This is a genomic window from Streptococcus sp. oral taxon 431 (genome assembly GCF_001553685.1).
In the GTDB taxonomy this organism is placed as follows: Bacteria; Bacillota; Bacilli; order Lactobacillales; family Streptococcaceae; genus Streptococcus.
The window spans coordinates 385,630-403,361 of the sequence record NZ_CP014264.1; the positions used below are offsets into that span (position 1 = coordinate 385,630).

14 protein-coding genes are annotated in these 17,732 nt (G+C 40.0%); 13 read left to right on the forward strand and 1 reads right to left on the reverse strand.

Features of this window, described 5'->3' with window-relative positions; genetic code table 11:
• Positions 1–62: 62 nt before the first annotated feature.
• The 8 genes from AXE83_RS01885 (at position 63) to AXE83_RS01920 (ending at position 9,878) form a co-directional block, all read left to right on the forward strand.
• Positions 63–4,457, forward strand: coding sequence for a PolC-type DNA polymerase III (locus AXE83_RS01885; RefSeq protein WP_060955208.1), 4,395 nt, complete (start codon positions 63–65; stop codon positions 4,455–4,457).
• A gap of 37 nt (positions 4,458–4,494) precedes the next feature.
• Positions 4,495–5,172 carry a hypothetical protein gene (locus AXE83_RS01890; RefSeq protein WP_060955209.1) on the forward strand — a complete coding sequence of 226 codons (678 nt, stop codon included), beginning with the start codon at positions 4,495–4,497 and terminating at the stop codon, positions 5,170–5,172.
• A 13-nt stretch (positions 5,173–5,185) separates the two neighbouring features.
• Entirely contained in the window at positions 5,186–5,338 is a 153-nt protein-coding gene (locus AXE83_RS10890; protein ID WP_060955210.1) for a hypothetical protein, read from the forward strand.
• 20 nt (positions 5,339–5,358) lie between these two features.
• A complete protein-coding gene (locus AXE83_RS01900) occupies positions 5,359–6,600 on the forward strand; it encodes an aminopeptidase (protein WP_060955211.1) in 1,242 nt (413 codons plus the stop codon).
• Positions 6,601–6,609: 9 nt separating this feature from the next.
• Positions 6,610–6,840 (forward strand): GlsB/YeaQ/YmgE family stress response membrane protein, encoded by a 231-nt coding sequence (locus AXE83_RS01905; RefSeq protein WP_049504434.1) that lies wholly within the window; start codon positions 6,610–6,612, stop codon positions 6,838–6,840.
• Between the two features lie 327 nt (positions 6,841–7,167).
• Positions 7,168–8,076 (forward strand): LysR family transcriptional regulator, encoded by a 909-nt coding sequence (locus AXE83_RS01910; RefSeq protein ID WP_060955212.1) that lies wholly within the window; start codon positions 7,168–7,170, stop codon positions 8,074–8,076.
• Between the two features lie 39 nt (positions 8,077–8,115).
• Positions 8,116–9,144 carry a tRNA preQ1(34) S-adenosylmethionine ribosyltransferase-isomerase QueA gene (gene queA, locus AXE83_RS01915; protein ID WP_060955213.1) on the forward strand — a complete coding sequence of 343 codons (1,029 nt, stop codon included), beginning with the start codon at positions 8,116–8,118 and terminating at the stop codon, positions 9,142–9,144.
• A 179-nt stretch (positions 9,145–9,323) separates the two neighbouring features.
• Positions 9,324–9,878 carry a hypothetical protein gene (locus AXE83_RS01920; protein WP_060955214.1) on the forward strand — a complete coding sequence of 185 codons (555 nt, stop codon included), beginning with the start codon at positions 9,324–9,326 and terminating at the stop codon, positions 9,876–9,878.
• A 336-nt stretch (positions 9,879–10,214) separates the two neighbouring features.
• On the opposite strand, the gene AXE83_RS01925 is transcribed toward AXE83_RS01920, so the two are convergent.
• Complete coding sequence (locus tag AXE83_RS01925; protein ID WP_060955215.1) at positions 10,215–10,748, reverse strand: hypothetical protein; 534 nt, start codon at positions 10,746–10,748, stop codon at positions 10,215–10,217.
• Between the two features lie 446 nt (positions 10,749–11,194).
• Between AXE83_RS01925 and AXE83_RS01930 the strand changes: the two genes are divergently transcribed.
• From AXE83_RS01930 to AXE83_RS01950, 5 genes are all read left to right on the forward strand, one after another.
• Entirely contained in the window at positions 11,195–12,907 is a 1,713-nt protein-coding gene (locus AXE83_RS01930; RefSeq protein ID WP_060955216.1) for a DUF262 domain-containing protein, read from the forward strand.
• Positions 12,908–13,105: 198 nt separating this feature from the next.
• Positions 13,106–14,095: a LacI family DNA-binding transcriptional regulator gene (locus tag AXE83_RS01935; protein WP_060955217.1), complete on the forward strand. Its 990-nt coding sequence runs from the start codon at positions 13,106–13,108 to the stop codon at positions 14,093–14,095.
• A gap of 161 nt (positions 14,096–14,256) precedes the next feature.
• The gene (locus AXE83_RS01940) at positions 14,257–15,174 is read left to right on the forward strand and encodes an ABC transporter permease (RefSeq protein ID WP_060955218.1); all 918 of its coding nucleotides are present in this window, start codon (positions 14,257–14,259) and stop codon (positions 15,172–15,174) included.
• A gap of 10 nt (positions 15,175–15,184) precedes the next feature.
• Entirely contained in the window at positions 15,185–16,075 is an 891-nt protein-coding gene (locus tag AXE83_RS01945) for a carbohydrate ABC transporter permease (protein ID WP_060955219.1), read from the forward strand.
• A 31-nt stretch (positions 16,076–16,106) separates the two neighbouring features.
• Positions 16,107–17,723: an ABC transporter substrate-binding protein gene (locus AXE83_RS01950; protein ID WP_060955220.1), complete on the forward strand. Its 1,617-nt coding sequence runs from the start codon at positions 16,107–16,109 to the stop codon at positions 17,721–17,723.
• The last annotated feature ends 9 nt before the right edge of the window (positions 17,724–17,732 follow it).

Sequence of the window (17,732 nt, forward strand, 5' to 3'; positions counted from 1 at the left end):
AGAAATAGGAAAAAGTGCCTCAAATATGGTAAAATAGAAGCAGTATATTGTGAGGAAAATGGATGTCAACCACTTTTGAAATTTTAATGAATCAGTTGGGAATACCCGCTGAAATGAGAAATCATGAGGCCTTCTCTCAGGCTGAAATAGAACAAGTTATTGTTCATAAACGAAGCAAAGTTTGGGAGTTTCATTTTGTTTTTGAAAATATCTTGCCTTTTGAACTTTTTTTAGAGTTGAAAAGAGGTTTGAAGGATGAATTCTCAAAAACTGGAAATCAGGCTAGTTTTGAGATAAAAACGAGAAATCAGGAATTTTCTAGAGAACTTTTACAAGCCTACTATCGAGAGGCTTTTTCGGAAGGTCCTTGTGCTAGTCAAGGTTTTCGTTCTATTTATCAGAATTTTCAGGTTCGCTTTGAAAATGACCAGTTAATCATTGAAGCTTCAGAAGCGGCAGATACAGAGCATTTTAGAAAAAATCATCTGCCAAATCTTAGCAAACAGCTGGAATTTTTTGGTTTTCCTAAACTTTCTTGCATCTTAGAAAAAAATGAAGATCTCACAAGGGAAGAACAAGAAGCCTTTCAGACGGAAAATCAAATGATTATCCAAGCAGCCAATGAAGAAACTCTTCGGGCTATGGAACAGTTAGAACAGATGGCCCCGCCTCCTCCAGTTGAGGACAAACCTGTCTTTGATTTTCAAGCCAAGAAGGCAGCTGCTAAGCCTAAACTTGACAAGGCAGAAATTACTCCTATGATCGAGGTCAATACCGAAGAAAATAGATTGGTTTTTGAAGGAGTTGTCTTTGATGTCGAGCAGAAGGTGACTAGAACGGGTCGTGTTTTGATTAACTTCAAGATGACAGACTACACTTCTAGCTTCTCCATGCAAAAATGGGTTAAAAATGAAGAAGAAGCCCAGAAGTTTGACATGATCAAGAAAAATTCTTGGCTCCGTGTTCGTGGGAATGTTGAGGTCAATAATTTCACGCGAGACTTGACCATGAATGTACAGGATGTTCAGGAAGTCGTCCACTATGAGCGTAAAGACTTGATGCCAGAGGGAGAGCGTCGTGTTGAGTTTCATGCCCATACCAATATGTCGACCATGGATGCTCTTCCTGAAGTCGAAGAACTCGTTGCGAAAGCTGCTAAATGGGGACATAAGGCGGTAGCAATCACGGACCATGGGAATGTTCAATCCTTCCCTCATGGCTATAAGGCTGCTAAGAAAGCAGGCATCCAGCTGATCTATGGGATGGAAGCTAATATCGTAGAAGACCGTGTTCCTATCGTCTATAACGAAGTGGAGATGGACCTTTCTGAAGCTACTTATGTAGTCTTTGACGTGGAAACGACTGGACTTTCGGCTATCTATAATGACTTGATTCAGGTCGCAGCTTCTAAGATGTATAAGGGCAATATCGTCGCTGAATTTGATGAATTTATCAATCCTGGGCACCCCTTATCAGCCTTTACTACTGAATTGACAGGAATTACGGATGACCATGTAAAAAATGCCAAGCCCTTGGTTCAAGTTCTGAAAGAATTCCAAGAATTTTGTAAGGATACCGTTCTTGTAGCCCACAATGCAACCTTTGACGTTGGCTTTATGAATGCCAACTATGAACGTCATGGCTTACCAAGAATCACTCAGCCTGTCATAGATACGCTAGAATTCGCAAGAAATCTCTATCCTGAATACAAGCGCCACGGTCTAGGGCCTTTGACTAAACGTTTTGGTGTTGCCCTAGAACACCATCACATGGCCAACTACGATGCGGAAGCAACTGGCCGTTTGCTCTTTATTTTTATCAAGGAAGTGGCAGAAAAACACGGTGTGACAGATTTGGCGCGATTAAACCTTGATTTAATCAGTCCAGATTCTTATAAAAAAGCTCGCGTCAAGCATGCAACTATCTATGTGAAAAATCAAGTAGGCTTGAAAAATATCTTTAAGTTGGTTTCTCTCTCCAATACCCAGTATTTTGAAGGGGTACCACGGATTCCACGTACAGTACTGGATGCCCATCGACAAGGTTTAATCTTGGGCTCCGCTTGTACGGAAGGGGAAGTCTTTGATGCAGTCGTATCACAAGGTGTAGATGCAGCAGTCGAAGTTGCTAAATACTACGACTTTATCGAGGTGATGCCTCCAGCTATCTATGCACCTCTGATTGCCAAAGAGCAGGTCAAGGACATGGAGGAGCTCCACACCATCATCAAGAGTTTGATAGAGGTTGGAGATTGCCTCGGCAAGCCGGTTCTTGCGACAGGAAATGTTCACTATCTCGAACCCGAGGATGAAATCTATCGCGAAATCATCGTCCGCAGTCTAGGTCAGGGAGCCATGATTAACCGAACGATCGGCCATGGAGAAGCTGCCCAACCAGCTCCACTACCCAAGGCACACTTTAGAACAACTAATGAAATGTTGGATGAATTTGCCTTTCTAGGGGAAGATTTGGCTCGTAAGATTGTCATTGAAAATACCAATTCCTTGGCAGAAATTTTTGAGCCTGTTGAGGTCGTTAAAGGTGATTTGTATACACCTTTCATTGACCAAGCCGAAGAAACAGTTGCCGAATTAACCTATAAAAAAGCTTTTGAAATTTATGGAAATCCACTGCCAGATATTGTCGATTTGCGGATTGAAAAAGAACTAACCTCTATTCTGGGGAATGGATTTGCCGTGATCTATCTGGCTTCACAGATGCTAGTGCAGCGCTCCAACGAACGAGGCTACTTGGTTGGTTCTCGTGGGTCTGTTGGATCCAGTTTCGTCGCGACCATGATTGGGATTACCGAGGTCAATCCGCTCTCGCCTCACTATGTCTGTGGTCAGTGTCAGTACAGTGAGTTTATCACAGATGGTTCTTACGGTTCAGGATTTGATATGCCAGATAAAGACTGTCCTAACTGTGGGCACAAGCTCAGCAAGAATGGACAGGACATTCCTTTCGAGACCTTCCTTGGTTTTGACGGGGACAAGGTTCCCGATATCGATTTGAACTTCTCAGGGGAGGACCAGCCGAGCGCCCACTTGGATGTTCGTGATATCTTTGGGGAAGAATATGCCTTCCGTGCAGGAACGGTTGGTACGGTGGCTGCTAAGACAGCTTATGGATTTGTCAAGGGTTACGAGCGTGACTATGGCAAGTTCTACCGTGAAGCTGAAGTAGAGCGCCTAGCCCAAGGAGCTGCAGGTGTTAAACGGACGACCGGTCAACACCCAGGGGGAATCGTTGTTATTCCAAACTATATGGATGTTTATGACTTTACCCCTGTGCAGTATCCTGCAGATGATGTGACTGCTGAATGGCAGACCACTCACTTTAACTTCCACGATATCGATGAGAACGTCCTCAAGCTCGATGTCCTTGGTCATGATGATCCAACCATGATTCGGAAACTTCAGGACTTGTCGGGCATTGATCCAAATGATATTCCTATGGATGACCCTGGTGTCATGGCCCTCTTCTCAGGAACCGATATTCTGGGAGTGACGCCTGAACAAATCGGGACTTCAACCGGTATGCTTGGTATTCCAGAGTTTGGGACCAACTTTGTTCGCGGAATGGTGGATGAAACTCATCCGACGACCTTTGCGGAGTTGCTCCAGCTTTCTGGTCTGTCTCACGGTACCGACGTTTGGTTGGGAAATGCCCAAGACTTGATTAAGGCTGGAATTGCGGACTTGTCAACTGTTATCGGATGTCGGGATGACATCATGGTTTACCTCATGCACGCTGGCCTAGATCCAAAGATGGCCTTTACCATCATGGAGCGTGTACGTAAGGGAATGTGGCTCAAAATCTCTGAAGAAGAGCGCAATGGGTATATCGAAGCCATGAAGGCTAACAATGTACCTGAATGGTATATCGAATCTTGTGGGAAAATCAAGTACATGTTCCCTAAAGCCCACGCGGCTGCCTACGTTATGATGGCCTTGCGTGTAGCCTACTTCAAGGTTCACCATCCGATTTATTATTACTGTGCTTACTTCTCCATCCGTGCCAAAGCTTTTGATATCAAGACCATGGGTGCAGGCTTGGATGCTATCAAACGCAAGATGCAAGAAATTGCTGAAAAGCGCAAGAACAATGAAGCTTCCAACGTAGAAATCGACCTTTACACAACGCTTGAAATCGTCAATGAAATGTGGGAACGTGGTTTTAAATTTGGAAAGTTAGACCTCTATCGCAGTGATGCGACTGAATTTATCATCGATGGAGATACTCTCATCCCACCGTTTGTTGCTATGGATGGACTGGGAGAGAACGTTGCTAAGCAATTGGTTCGTGCTCGTCAAGAAGGTGAGTTCCTCTCTAAAACAGAACTTCGCAAGCGTGGTGGACTCTCATCAACCTTGGTTGAAAAGATGGATGAAATGGGGATTCTCGGCAATATGCCAGAGGATAACCAGTTGAGTCTGTTTGATGATTTGTTTTAAGAGTTTGAAATGTCTTATGTAGGTTTGAGGTTAGTTAATGATGCTAAAGAAAAACAGAGCAACACCTTGGAAACCAGGGAAAGTTATTTCCATACGCTTGCGAAATGGCGTTTACGTATTAGCACAAATGGTGCGTGATCCCTATCTGGTATTTTTCAACCATTTTAACGAAGAAAATAACTGGAAGGGAGTGACCTTGAAAGAGGAGGATATCCTTTTTTGTAAAGCAGTTACTCGTCAGTTTCTACGCTATAGTCCTGTAGCGATTGTAAAAGAAGTTAACCCCCTGTTAGATTATGAACTACCCAAAGAATGGATCTATAGCCATATTGGAGGGCATCCTATTACTGTTTCGGTAAAGGGACGGGAGCGCCAAGTAGCTGGTTTTGGTCGACGCTGTTCTTTAGTTCTAGCGGATAAGGACAGTGGTCAACCGGAGGATAATCCACTTATGGGCCTCTTCCAAGCTTATATCATACCAGATATCAAAGAACAGGATTGGGAACGAGTAGGTCAGGCTGAACTCATGTCTATTGAAGTATTTCCAACACTCAATGAGCGTCTCTACCTTTGCTTTCTATATGGGAGAAATATAAATCCAGAACAAGATATCTCTTTGGGAAAGCCCATGCTTGATGACTATGAAACTTATGTAGATATCCTCACTAACAGCCCAGAGGCTCAACGTCTCTATCTAGGAGAGTACGAAGAATAAGAAAGGACATTTGATGAAACTTAGAATTTTTGCGGAAAACAAGCCAGCTCAAAAGGTTTTTGAATATCAGTTAGAACTTGCTGATCAGACAATTCTTCTATCGACAGCACTCTTGTCTAGTGCTATTGCTTTAGCAGGATTATTTTCTGCTTTGAAAGAAAAATAAAATAGAAAAGAGAAAACAGAATGGTTTTACCAAATTTTAAAGAAAATCTAGAAAAATACGCTAAGCTTTTGGTTGCAAACGGAGTGAACGTGCAACCTGGTCACACCTTGGCTCTCTCTATCGATGTGGAGCAACGCGAGTTGGCTCACTTAATCGTCAAAGAAGCCTATGCACTTGGAGCTCACGAAGTTATCGTTCAATGGGCAGATGACTTTGTAAATCGTGAGAAATTCCTTCACGCGCCGATGGAGCGTTTGGACAATGTACCAGAATACAAGATCGCTGAGATGAACTACCTTCTTGAAAACAAAGCAAGTCGTCTCGGTGTTCGTTCTTCTGATCCAGGTGCCTTGAACGGAGTGGATGCGGAAAAGCTCTCAGCTTCTGCCAAAGCTATGGGAATTGCCATGAAGCCAATGCGTATCGCAACTCAATCCAACAAGGTGAGCTGGACTGTAGCTGCTGCAGCTGGACTCGAGTGGGCTAAGAAGGTCTTTCCAAATGCTGCAAGCGATGAAGAAGCAGTAGATCTCCTTTGGGACCAAATCTTCAAAACTTGCCGTATCTACGAAGAAGATCCAGTTAAGGCTTGGGAAAAACATGCTGCTATCCTCAAGAGCAAGGCGGAAATGCTCAATAAAGAGCAATTCTCAGCCCTTCACTACACAGCACCAGGAACTGATTTGACACTTGGCTTGCCGAAGAACCACGTTTGGGAATCTGCTGGAGCAATCAATGCTCAAGGTGAAGGATTCTTGCCAAATATACCAACAGAAGAAGTCTTTACGGCTCCTGACTTCCGTCGCGCAGATGGTTATGTCACTTCTACAAAACCTCTTAGCTACAATGGAAATATTATCGAAGGGATCAAAGTGACATTTGAAAATGGTCAAATCGTTGATATCACAGCCGAAAAGGGTGACCAGGTTATGAAGGACCTTGTCTTTAAGAATGCTGGTGCGCGTGCCTTGGGTGAGTGTGCCTTGGTACCAGATCCAAGTCCAATTTCTCAGTCAGGTATTACCTTCTTTAACACCCTTTTCGATGAAAATGCTTCTAACCACTTGGCTATTGGTGCAGCTTACGCAACTAGCGTTGTTGGTGGAGCAGAGATGAGTGAAGAAGAGCTTGAAGCTGCAGGACTTAACCGTTCTGATGTTCACGTTGACTTTATGATTGGTTCGAACCAAATGGATATCGATGGTATCCGTGAGGATGGAACACGCGTACCACTCTTCCGCAATGGAGATTGGGCAATTTAAGGAGAAACTATGATTGGAAGTATGTTTGTCGGGCTTTTAATCGGACTACTAGCAGGAGCTATCACCAATCGTGGCGAACGTATGGGTTGCTTCGGGAAAATGTTTCTCGGCTGGATTGGTGCCTTTTTAGGACAATTAATCTTTGGTTCTTGGGGACCAAGCCTAAGCGGTACAGCCATTATCCCATCAGTTCTGGGGGCTATGATTTTGCTAGCCATTTTCTGGGAAAGAGGAAGCTGAGTTTCGCTATGTAAGGCAGATTAACTTTAAAGAATAAGAGAGAGGCTGGGACAAAAGTCCTAGCCTCTCAATTGTCTTTGGATTGTCGAGTAAGACGCAGTGGTTGAGTGGCCTCTACTACGCTGATTTCATCAGCTTTTACAGCCCTACTCAACTGTGCGGAGGTGGGACGACGAAATCGAATTCTAACGAATTACCGATTTCTGTCTCACTCTCTCTTTTTAGGTCGCTATATAAAGTCCTTTGAAAGCACTCATCTAAGCTTAGCCACAGAGCTTTCAGTGACTGGTTCTTTTTATATTGCCTCAAGTATGGTACAATAAAAGCATGAGAATTCAACAATTACACTATATTATCAAAATCGTAGAGACTGGTTCGATGAATGAGGCTGCCAAGCAACTTTTCATTACACAACCGAGTCTATCAAATGCTGTTCGTGACCTAGAAAATGAGATGGGAATTGAGATTTTTATCCGAAATCCTAAGGGAATTACCCTTACACGTGATGGGATGGAGTTTCTATCCTATGCCCGTCAGGTTGTCGAACAAACGCAACTTCTAGAAGAACGTTATAAGAATCCAATCGCTCATCGCGAGCTTTTTAGTGTGTCTTCGCAACACTATGCCTTTGTGGTCAATGCTTTTGTTTCCTTGCTTAAGAAAAGCGATATGGAAAAGTACGAGCTTTTTTTGCGTGAAACCAGAACTTGGGAGATTATCGATGATGTCAAGAACTTCCGAAGTGAAGTGGGAGTTCTCTTTTTAAATAGCTATAACCGGGACGTTCTTTCAAAGATGTTAGACGACAACCATCTAGTTGCCCACCATCTCTTTACAGCCCAACCCCATATCTTTGTCAGCAAGACCAACCCTCTTGCTAAGAGAGACAAGGTGCGATTGGCAGACCTAGAAGACTTCCCATATTTGAGCTATGACCAAGGTACCCATAATTCCTTCTATTTCTCAGAGGAGATTCTATCTCAGGAACACCACAAGAAATCCATCGTTGTTAGTGACCGTGCGACCTTGTTCAATCTCTTGATTGGTTTGGACGGTTATACCATAGCGACAGGTATCCTCAATAGTAATCTTAATGGAGACAATATCGTCTCGATTCCACTTGATATTGATGATCCCATTGAGCTGGTTTATATCCAGCATGAGAAAACAAGCTTGTCCAAGATGGGTGAACGCTTCATCGAGTATTTGCTTGAAGAAGTTCGTTTTGATAGCTAATTGAAACTCTATTAGAAAAGAAAAGGAAAAATGACTACAATGAATACCAATGATTTTGATTTCCACTTGCCAGAGGAGCTAATTGCTCAAACTCCTTTGGAAAAGCGCGATGCTTCTAAGCTTTTGATGGTCAATCGCAAAACAGGGGAATTTCAAGATCGCCATTTTCACTCCATTATTGAAATGCTAGAGCCAGGAGATGCCCTGGTTATGAATGATACCCGCGTTTTGCCAGCTCGACTTCATGGTCAAAAAGAAGAAACAGGGGGCCATGTTGAACTCTTGCTTTTGAAAAATACAGCAGGAGACGAATGGGAAGTGTTGGCGAAGCCAGCCAAACGTCTCAAGGTCGGCACCCGCGTTATCTTTGGTGATGGTCGACTTAGCGCAGTTGTGACCGAGGAATTAACCCATGGAGGTCGTATTGTTCGCTTTGAGTATGAGGGGATTTTCCTTGAAGTGCTTGAAAGCCTTGGAGAAATGCCTTTGCCTCCTTATATTCACGAAAAATTGGATGACCGTGAACGTTACCAGACAGTCTATGCCAAGGAGAGTGGCTCAGCTGCTGCCCCAACTGCAGGCCTGCATTTTACCAAGGAATTACTGAAAGAAATCCAGCAAAAAGGAGTTCATCTAGTCTACCTGACCTTGCACGTTGGACTTGGGACCTTTAGACCTGTTTCAGTAGATAATCTAGATGAACATGAGATGCACTCAGAGTTTTATCAATTGTCTGAGGAAGCTGCAGCGACCTTGCGTCAGGTCAAAGAAAATGGTGGTCGTGTCATTGCTGTGGGGACAACCTCTATCCGTACGCTAGAGACTATCGGAAGCAAGTTTGAAGGGCAAATCCAAGCAGACTCTGGTTGGACCAATATCTTTATCAAACCAGGCTATGACTGGAAGGTTGTGGATGCTTTTTCTACTAATTTCCACTTGCCTAAATCAACATTGGTCATGCTCGTTTCTGCCTTTGCAGGCCGTGAATTGGTCTTAGAAGCCTACCAACATGCTATCGACCAAAAGTACCGTTTCTTTAGCTTTGGCGATGCCATGTTTATCTACTAAAAATAGAAGAGCTAATTCCTGATTGGATTAGCCTTTTTTGATGTCAAATAGCTATTGAATTATATGGAAATAAATGATACACTGAAAACTACAGGTTAGACGTCAAAAATATATGTAATTTCAGGCTAGCTATTTTAGATGCAGATGAGACTGTATCATCATTTTAAAAGGAGATTATCATGAAAAAAACATTGCGCTACACTAGTCTTTCAGCTCTTGCCTTGTTGGCTGTGGTGACACTTGCTGCTTGTGGAGGAAATACTGAAAAAACTACAGCATCTTCAAGCAAAGAGGCTTCTTCTAAAGTAACTAAGGAGTCTTCAAGTAAAACAGAAGCTAGTCAAAAAGAGGAGCAAAAGTCTGAGACGAGCCCATCAAGTTCCGCAAGCACTCAAACGGATAAGAAGGAAGAGAAGAAAAAAACTCCAGAAGCTTACGCAAAATTCCTTGGAACGTGGGAAAACTATGCTGGAACAACTGCTACAGTCACAGCGGATGGAATCGTGACCATTCAAAGTTCAAAAGGAACCTTCCAGTATGAAATGGGGCAAGTAGAGGAAAAAGATGGCTACTACTCAACAGGAATCCATCTTGTCGATGGTGGAGAAGGTGCACGCCTCATCTTTACACCAGCAGGTGTAGCAAATGAATTGACTGGTACGGATGGTAGCCAAGATGTCTTGGCAATCGGCCAATCACCAAGCGATAAAGATAGTCATTTTTACCGTAATTAAGAGTGAAAAGAAGAAGTGAGGGTGGAGAGTAGCCCTTGCTTTTTTAATGTTCTCGAAGCATAAATTTTAAATCATTCGAGTTTATACGACGTTTAAGTTGGATAATTAGCAAGCTCACGTTAAAGTGAAAGATAATAAGGATAATATCAAAGAGGCTGGGACAAAAGTACTAGCCTCTCAATTGTCTTTGGATTGTCGAGCAAGACGCAGTGGTTGAGTGGGCTCTACTACGCTGATTTCATCAGCTTTTACAGCCCTACTCAACTGTGCGGAGGTGGGACGACGAAATCGAATTCTAATGAATTACCGATTTCTGTCCCACTCTCTCTTTACTTGCTAATATAAGAAATCAATGCCGTAGTTTTCTTTTAGATAGGTCGCTAACTCGGCTTTTTCTTCCTCTCTAAATCGACAGAGGCTAAGGGCGAGCCGCAATATCAGGACGCTTGTATCGACGATAACATTTGACTTAGAAATATCTTCTAGCTGGGTGACCTCTCTCAGGTCAAAATCTAAATAGTAAGCCTTGCTGTTGGCATGGTCAGGGTCACTGACATCCACTTCAACATACGATGCTCGCAACAATTCTTCTTTTGGGATGAAGATTTCCTTGGAAAAGAAGAGCCCGGGATAGACATAAATACCTTCAAAGGTGAACTCAAAGGAGAGTCTGCGACTAGAAAGTCTTTTGATACCTGCAATCGTTGCGTAGATGGCAGCAAAAAAGAGAATGGTTGGAACCACGGTGAGAAGACTAAGCTGGGAAAAGTCGATCAATCCATGCGCGAGAAAAAAGAAAAATTGAAAGAATACACCCACTGCAAAGACTAGATAGCCGACACCGACATATTTTGAATAATAGATTTTCATAGAAACCTCCAGATATAGAATTGAACTCGCAAATGTTTTTTCAGAAGACGGAGTCTAGGTCGTGCAGAGTTGAAATTCTAGGTATTCCCATCATATCCTATGGAGCAAAGTTCTGTCAACCTTTTAGCAAGCTGCCAACCTTAGCTTAATTGATGGTGAACAATGGAGAGTAATCAAAAGAACGAGAGAGCTATTAAAAGAATAAAGCGAAGAATAATAAAATCATAATTAATTAAAATTTAGGTGGATTATGAACTAATTCTAATTTATGATAAATAAACAATATGTAAATAGAAACTTATTGTTCAAATGAAAATAGCATAAGGAATTCTATTTTATCGTTATAAGCTTGATAATTCAGTGAGTAATTAATCCCTTATTTATATTGAATAAGTTCGTATATTTTTATGGTATAATAAGGTTATAAAATATACAGGAGAGAAATAATGGCTCTAAATGTTAAGACAAAAGATAGTGTAATGTTTGGATATTTAAGGGAATTAAATGCTACAATACCAACATATCAAAGAAGTTACGAGTGGGGACAAGATCAGATATTGGATTTCTTAGAAGATTTATACTCTGAGTGGGAAAGAGGAGTTGATAGTGAATCAAGATATTTCTTTGGACCTATAATTACAACGGAAGATGAGAATGGTATAACTCAGGTAATAGATGGCCAGCAACGTTTAACAACTTCTACCATCTTTTTAGCAGTTTTAAGAGATATTTTAAATACCCTGAAGACAATCGAGGGGAGTATAGATTTAAAAGGTATCATTCAAAGAGACCTTATTGGAGATGGCACCACCTATTATGAGTATAAACTCACACAGATTGGGTCAATTGCAGACGATTTTAGAAATAAAATTCAAAAAGATAATCATATAGAGACACTAGAGCCCAAGACTTTATATGCTGGTAAGAAATCGAAGGGAATGGGCAAAGTTAATAATATTTTAAGGGCTTATAACCAAATTTTAGACTATATCACTAATAAAACGGACGGATATAGTGATCAAGAGAAGTACAATTTTATCAATGAGATATGTAATGTCTTTACAAAACAATTTTTTGTTGTAGAAATTTCTGCTACAAATCGAACTGAAGCATTTCAAATATTCCAAACAATTAATGCACGTGGATTAGATTTATCAGCTGCAGATTTAATCAAATCAGATTTTTTTGGAAATAGTGGTGAAAATACAGAAGAAGTAACTGATATGTGGAATCAAATTGTAACGGATTTAGGAGATTTAAACTTCTCAGATTTTATTAGATATTCATGGAATTCTAAGTACGCTTTTACCACAGCAAGAGGATTATATAAATCAGTTTCAAAAACAATTAATGACTCAAGCAAAATCATTAAGTTTATGAAAATGTTAAAAAAACTCTCCATTCCATACTCCGAGTTGAATGGAGATTCAGAACCAACATTTCTTATTGAGAGTGAGTATGGTAGACAAGCTATTTATATTCTACAAGAATTAAAAGAATTAAAATTTAAGACATTTCAACCACTATTTTTAGCAGCTATAAATAAAGATGCATCTGACAAAAATATACTAGCCCTCGTAGAAGCTTCTGCAAATATTTTAATCCGAAATAAAATATTGAATCAAGGTACAAACTGGCTTGAAAAACTATTTTCAAGTTTGGCTTACGAATTAAATAATTCTGATAAGCCGACTGATGATTTGGTGAAGTCTATTATTGACAAACTAAAAAGTGAACAACCTGACGATATAATAATCAGTACCAAGTTAAATAGCTTTGATTTTTCAACAGACATAAAGTTAGCAAGATATATACTTAGAAGAATTGAAAATAATAAAGAATTTGAGAAAGGATTAGTTATATTCGATAATAAAAAGGTTCATATAGAGCACATTATGCCACAATCTCCTATTGATTTATCAGAATGGTCAGTAGATGAGGAGGCACATGCTAACTACTTATGGAAAATAGGGAATTTGACGTTGTTATTAGGTACAAAAAACTCATCAATTGGAAACAGTAGTTTTGATATTAAAAAACAAAGCTATGCCCAATCTGACATAAGGATGACACGAGAACTTAAAGATTATGAAAAATGGGATCCTTCTATGATTGACCAAAGAACTGAAATGTTGATTAATGAATTATTAAACTTATAATAGCTGTTAAAAATCAACATCGGAAATAATCCTTATAGTTGGAGAGTCTTTTTTATAAATCTATCTCAACTTCATGGAACAATTTTCTAAAAAAGCATCAAAAAAAAGCCTTAATTTCAAGGCTTTTCCTATCTCCGTTAAGAAATAGTTGCTAAAAAAGCGGTTGCATGTTACTATATAGTGCAAGGAGGTGAGAATATGGTAGAGCAAAAAAAATCCATTACTATGAAAGATGTTGCTCTGGAAGCGGGAGTTAGTGTTGGAACTGTTTCACGTGTGATCAACAAAGAAAAAGGAATCAAAGAAGTGACCTTACAGAAAGTTGAACAAGCGATTAAAACCTTGAATTATATCCCAGATTACTACGCAAGGGGAATGAAAAAAAATCGAACAGAGACGATAGCACTAATTCTGCCAAGTATCTGGCATCCATTCTTTTCTGAATTCGCGATGCATGTGGAAAATGAAGTTTACAAGAGAAATAATAAACTACTTTTATGTTCAATAAATGGAACCAACCGTGAGCAAGAATATCTTGAGATGCTACGTCATAATAAGGTTGATGGAGTTGTAGCCATTACCTATAGTCCAATCGAGAACTACCTAACTTCAGGAATTCCTTTTGTTAGTATCGACCGGACTTATTCAGATATAGAGATTGCATGTGTGTCGTCTGATAATGATGCAGGAGGACGAGAAGCTGCCAAACAACTCATCAAAAAAGGGTGTCAGCATTTGGCTTTTGTAGGTGGACACAACACAACCATTAATGAGACTAAACGACGTAGAATTTCATTTGAGAAGTATGTCCAAGACAAAAATATACCTTTTAGTATCTTTGACCTAGATGAGACGGTTGTAGACTATCATGAGAAGTTAGAGCAGTTCTTGACAGAGAATCCTGCCATAGATGGTATTTTCGCTATTAATGATTTTGCGGCTTTAGATGTTATTGAAATACTAGAGGCAAATGGTAAACAAATACCTCATGATGTGCAAATCATTGGATATGATGGTATAAAAATGGCTGGGGATCGAGATTATCTGCTTTCAACTATTAAACAACCGTTGAAAGAAATGGCTCAAGAAGCTGTTCGTATCTTGTTTGAGATCATTGATGGAAAGACTGTTAATTTACAGACAATCTTACCAGTAACATTTATTGAAGGAAAAACAACAAAAAATTAAAAATAAGTCTTGACAGAAAGCGCTATCAATGTTAAAATAGAGTCAAATCAAAGAGATTTATTTTTTAAAACAAAAATTGAAACGTTTCAAATAATGATGAGAGAGCGCCATGCGCTATCTTTTCTAAGACAAAATTGAAACGTTTCAAAAAGGAGGTTGCTATGAATAGCAAAGCGAAGCAGGTTTCTGTTTGGGAACGGATTAAGAAACAAAAACTCTTGTTATTGATGACCGTCCCTGGTTTGGTTTTGACTTTTATCTTTAAGTACATTCCCATGTACGGAGTTTTGATCGCCTTTAAAGATTACAATCCTCTAAAAGGAATAATGGGAAGTGACTGGGTAGGATTTTCTGAGTTTACAAAATTCTTGTCTTCACCCAACTTTGGAATCTTGTTAGCCAATACTCTTAAATTGAGTGTTTATGGCTTGCTTCTTGGTTTTTTGCCACCGGTTATTTTAGCGATTATGCTCAACCAACTCTTGAGTGAAAAAGCTAAAAAACGGATTCAGCTTATTTTATACGCACCTAACTTTATTTCTGTCGTTGTTATTGTTGGTATGATTTTCCTCTTCTTCTCAGTTGGAGGGCCAATCAATAGTTTTCTTTCCATGTTTGGGATCAAAGCTGATTTCCTAACAAACCCTGACTACTTCAGACCCCTCTATATCTTTAGTGGGATCTGGCAAGGAATGGGTTGGGCATCAACACTTTACACAGCGACCTTGGTTAACGTTGATCCAGCCTTAATCGAAGCAGCAAGACTAGATGGTGCCAATATTTTCCAACGAATCTGGCATATTGACCTTCCTGCTTTGAAGCCCATCATGGTTATCCAGTTTGTCTTGGCCGCAGGTGGGATTATGAATGTCGGTTATGAGAAAGCCTTCTTGATGCAGACATCACTAAACTTACCAACATCTGAAATTATCTCAACTTATGTTTATAAAGTGGGTCTTGTGTCAGGTGACTATTCTTACTCAACAGCCGTCGGTTTATTTAACGCAGTTATTAACGTTGTCTTGCTCGTTGCAGTCAACCAAGTTGTTAAACGCATGAATAATGGCGAAGGTATTTAAGGAGGAAAACATGAAAAATTCAATCATGGATACAAAATTTGATAAACGAATCTTGCTTTTGAATAAAATCATTATCGTCTTTATCGTTTTGATTACTTTGCTTCCTTTACTTTATATCGTCGTAGCATCCTTCATGGATCCTAAGGTCTTAGTTAGTAGAGGGATTAGTTTTAATCCTGCTGACTGGACAGTAGAAGGATACCAGCGTGTATTCAGCGACCAGTCCATTCTTAGAGGTTTTATCAACTCTCTACTATACTCATTTGGCTTTGCGGCTTTAACAGTTTTGATCTCAGTCTTTACAGCCTATCCCTTATCTAAGAAAGATTTGGTTGGACGTCGTTGGATTAACTACTTCTTGATTGTAACCATGTTCTTTGGTGGTGGTCTAGTTCCTACTTACTTGTTGATTAAAGATCTGGGTATGCTCAACACTCCTTGGGCTATCATTGTTCCAGGTGCAGTCAATGTTTGGAATATCATTCTTGCCAGAGCCTACTTCCAAGGATTGCCTGAAGAATTGGTAGAAGCAGCCGTCATTGATGGTGCAAATGATTTACAGATTTTCTTCAAAATCATGCTTCCTCTTGCAAAACCAATTATGTTCGTTCTCTTCCTCTATGCTTTTGTCGGTCAGTGGAACTCATACTTCGATGCAATGATTTATATCAAAGATCCAAACTTGGAACCATTGCAACTTGTTCTTCGTAAAATTCTCATTCAGAGTCAGCCTGGTCAAGATATGATTGGAGCGCAAGCAGCTATGAATGAAATGAAACGTTTAGCTGAATTGATCAAATACGCAACCATTGTCATTTCAAGCTTGCCATTGATTGTTATGTATCCATTCTTCCAAAAATACTTTGATAAAGGTATTATGGCGGGATCACTTAAAGGTTAATATAATAGAAAAAAATATAAGGAGTTTTCTCATGAAATTCAAAACATTCACAAAATCAGCAGTTTTGTTGACAGCTAGTTTAGCAGTACTTGCAGCCTGCGGCTCAAAAAATACAGCTTCTAGTCCAGACTATAAATTGGAAGGAGTAACCTTCCCACTCAAAGAAACGAAAACCTTGAAGTTTATGACAGCTAGTTCACCTCTAGCACCAAAAGACCCGAATGAAAAATTAATTTTGCAACGTTTGGAGAAGGAAACAGGAGTTCATATTGACTGGACCAACTACCAATCAGATTTTGCTGAAAAGAGAAATCTAGACATCTCAAGTGGTGACCTTCCAGATGCCATCCATAATGACGGTGCTTCAGATGTAGACTTGATGAACTGGGCTAAGAAAGGTGTAATCATTCCAGTTGAAGACTTGATTGATAAATATATGCCAAATCTCAAGAAAGTTCTTGAGGAAAAACCTGAATACAAGGCCATGATGACAGCACCAGACGGACACATCTATTCATTCCCATGGATTGAGGAGCTTGGAGAAGGCAAAGAATCTATCCATAGTGTCAATGATATGGCTTGGATTAACAAAGAATGGCTTAATAAACTTGGCCTTGAAATGCCAAAAACAACAGATGATTTGATCAAAGTTTTAGAAGCATTTAAAACTCAAGATCCAAATGGAAATGGTCAAGCAGACGAAATTCCATTTACTTTCATCGGCGGTAACGGAAACGAAGACTTCAAATTCCTCTTTGGAGCATTTGGTGTTGGGGATAACGATGATCACTTAGTAGTTGGAAACGATGGTAAAGTTGACTTTACAGCAGATAACGACGACTATAAAGAAGGTGTGAAATTCATCCGTCAATTGCAAGAAAAAGGCTTGATCGATAAGGAAGCTTTCGAACACGATTGGAATACCTATATTGCCAAAGGTCATGATCAAAAATACGGTGTTTACTTCACATGGGACAAGAACAATGTCACAGGAAGCAACGAAAACTATGATGTCTTACCTGTCCTTGCTGGTCCAAGTGGACAAAAACACGTAACTCGTACAAATGGTTTGGGATTTGCGCGTGATAAGATGGTTATCACTAGCGTCAACAAAAACCTTGAGTTGACAGCTAAATGGATTGATGCCCAATACGCACCTCTTCAATCTGTCCAAAACAACTGGGGAACTTATGGAGATGACAAGCAACAAAATATCTTTGAATTTGACCAAGCAACTAATAGCCTCAAACACTTGCCACTAAACGGAACAGCACCAGCAGAACTTCGTCAAAAAACTGAAGTTGGTGGACCACTTGCTATCTTGGACTCTTACTATGGTAAAGTGACAACTATGCCAGACGATGCCAAATGGCGTTTGGACCTTATTAAAGAATACTATGTTCCTTATATGAGTAATGACAACAACTATCCAAGAGTCTTTATGACTGAGGAAGATTTGGATAAGATTGCCCACATTGAAGCAGATATGAATGACTATATCTACCGCAAACGTGCAGAATGGATTGTCAACGGCAATATTGATGCTGAGTGGGATGATTATAAGAAAGAACTTGAGAAATACGGACTTTCTGACTATCTCGCTATCAAACAAAAATACTATGATCAATATCAAGCAAACAAGAAATAGAGGTTGATT

Excerpts from the sequence above, each read along its gene's own strand:
- AXE83_RS01885 (WP_060955208.1), top strand. The coding sequence starts at position 63 with ATGTCAACCACTTTTGAAATTTTAATGAATCAGTTGGGAATACCCGCT.
- AXE83_RS01890 (WP_060955209.1), top strand. The coding sequence starts at position 4,495 with ATGATGCTAAAGAAAAACAGAGCAACACCTTGGAAACCAGGGAAAGTT.
- AXE83_RS10890 (WP_060955210.1), top strand. The coding sequence starts at position 5,186 with ATGAAACTTAGAATTTTTGCGGAAAACAAGCCAGCTCAAAAGGTTTTT.
- AXE83_RS01900 (WP_060955211.1), top strand. The coding sequence starts at position 5,359 with ATGGTTTTACCAAATTTTAAAGAAAATCTAGAAAAATACGCTAAGCTT.
- AXE83_RS01905 (WP_049504434.1), top strand. The coding sequence starts at position 6,610 with ATGATTGGAAGTATGTTTGTCGGGCTTTTAATCGGACTACTAGCAGGA.
- AXE83_RS01910 (WP_060955212.1), top strand. The coding sequence starts at position 7,168 with ATGAGAATTCAACAATTACACTATATTATCAAAATCGTAGAGACTGGT.
- queA (WP_060955213.1), top strand. The coding sequence starts at position 8,116 with ATGAATACCAATGATTTTGATTTCCACTTGCCAGAGGAGCTAATTGCT.
- AXE83_RS01920 (WP_060955214.1), top strand. The coding sequence starts at position 9,324 with ATGAAAAAAACATTGCGCTACACTAGTCTTTCAGCTCTTGCCTTGTTG.
- AXE83_RS01925 (WP_060955215.1), bottom strand. The coding sequence starts at position 10,748 with ATGAAAATCTATTATTCAAAATATGTCGGTGTCGGCTATCTAGTCTTT.
- AXE83_RS01930 (WP_060955216.1), top strand. The coding sequence starts at position 11,195 with ATGGCTCTAAATGTTAAGACAAAAGATAGTGTAATGTTTGGATATTTA.
- AXE83_RS01935 (WP_060955217.1), top strand. The coding sequence starts at position 13,106 with ATGGTAGAGCAAAAAAAATCCATTACTATGAAAGATGTTGCTCTGGAA.
- AXE83_RS01940 (WP_060955218.1), top strand. The coding sequence starts at position 14,257 with ATGAATAGCAAAGCGAAGCAGGTTTCTGTTTGGGAACGGATTAAGAAA.
- AXE83_RS01945 (WP_060955219.1), top strand. The coding sequence starts at position 15,185 with ATGAAAAATTCAATCATGGATACAAAATTTGATAAACGAATCTTGCTT.
- AXE83_RS01950 (WP_060955220.1), top strand. The coding sequence starts at position 16,107 with ATGAAATTCAAAACATTCACAAAATCAGCAGTTTTGTTGACAGCTAGT.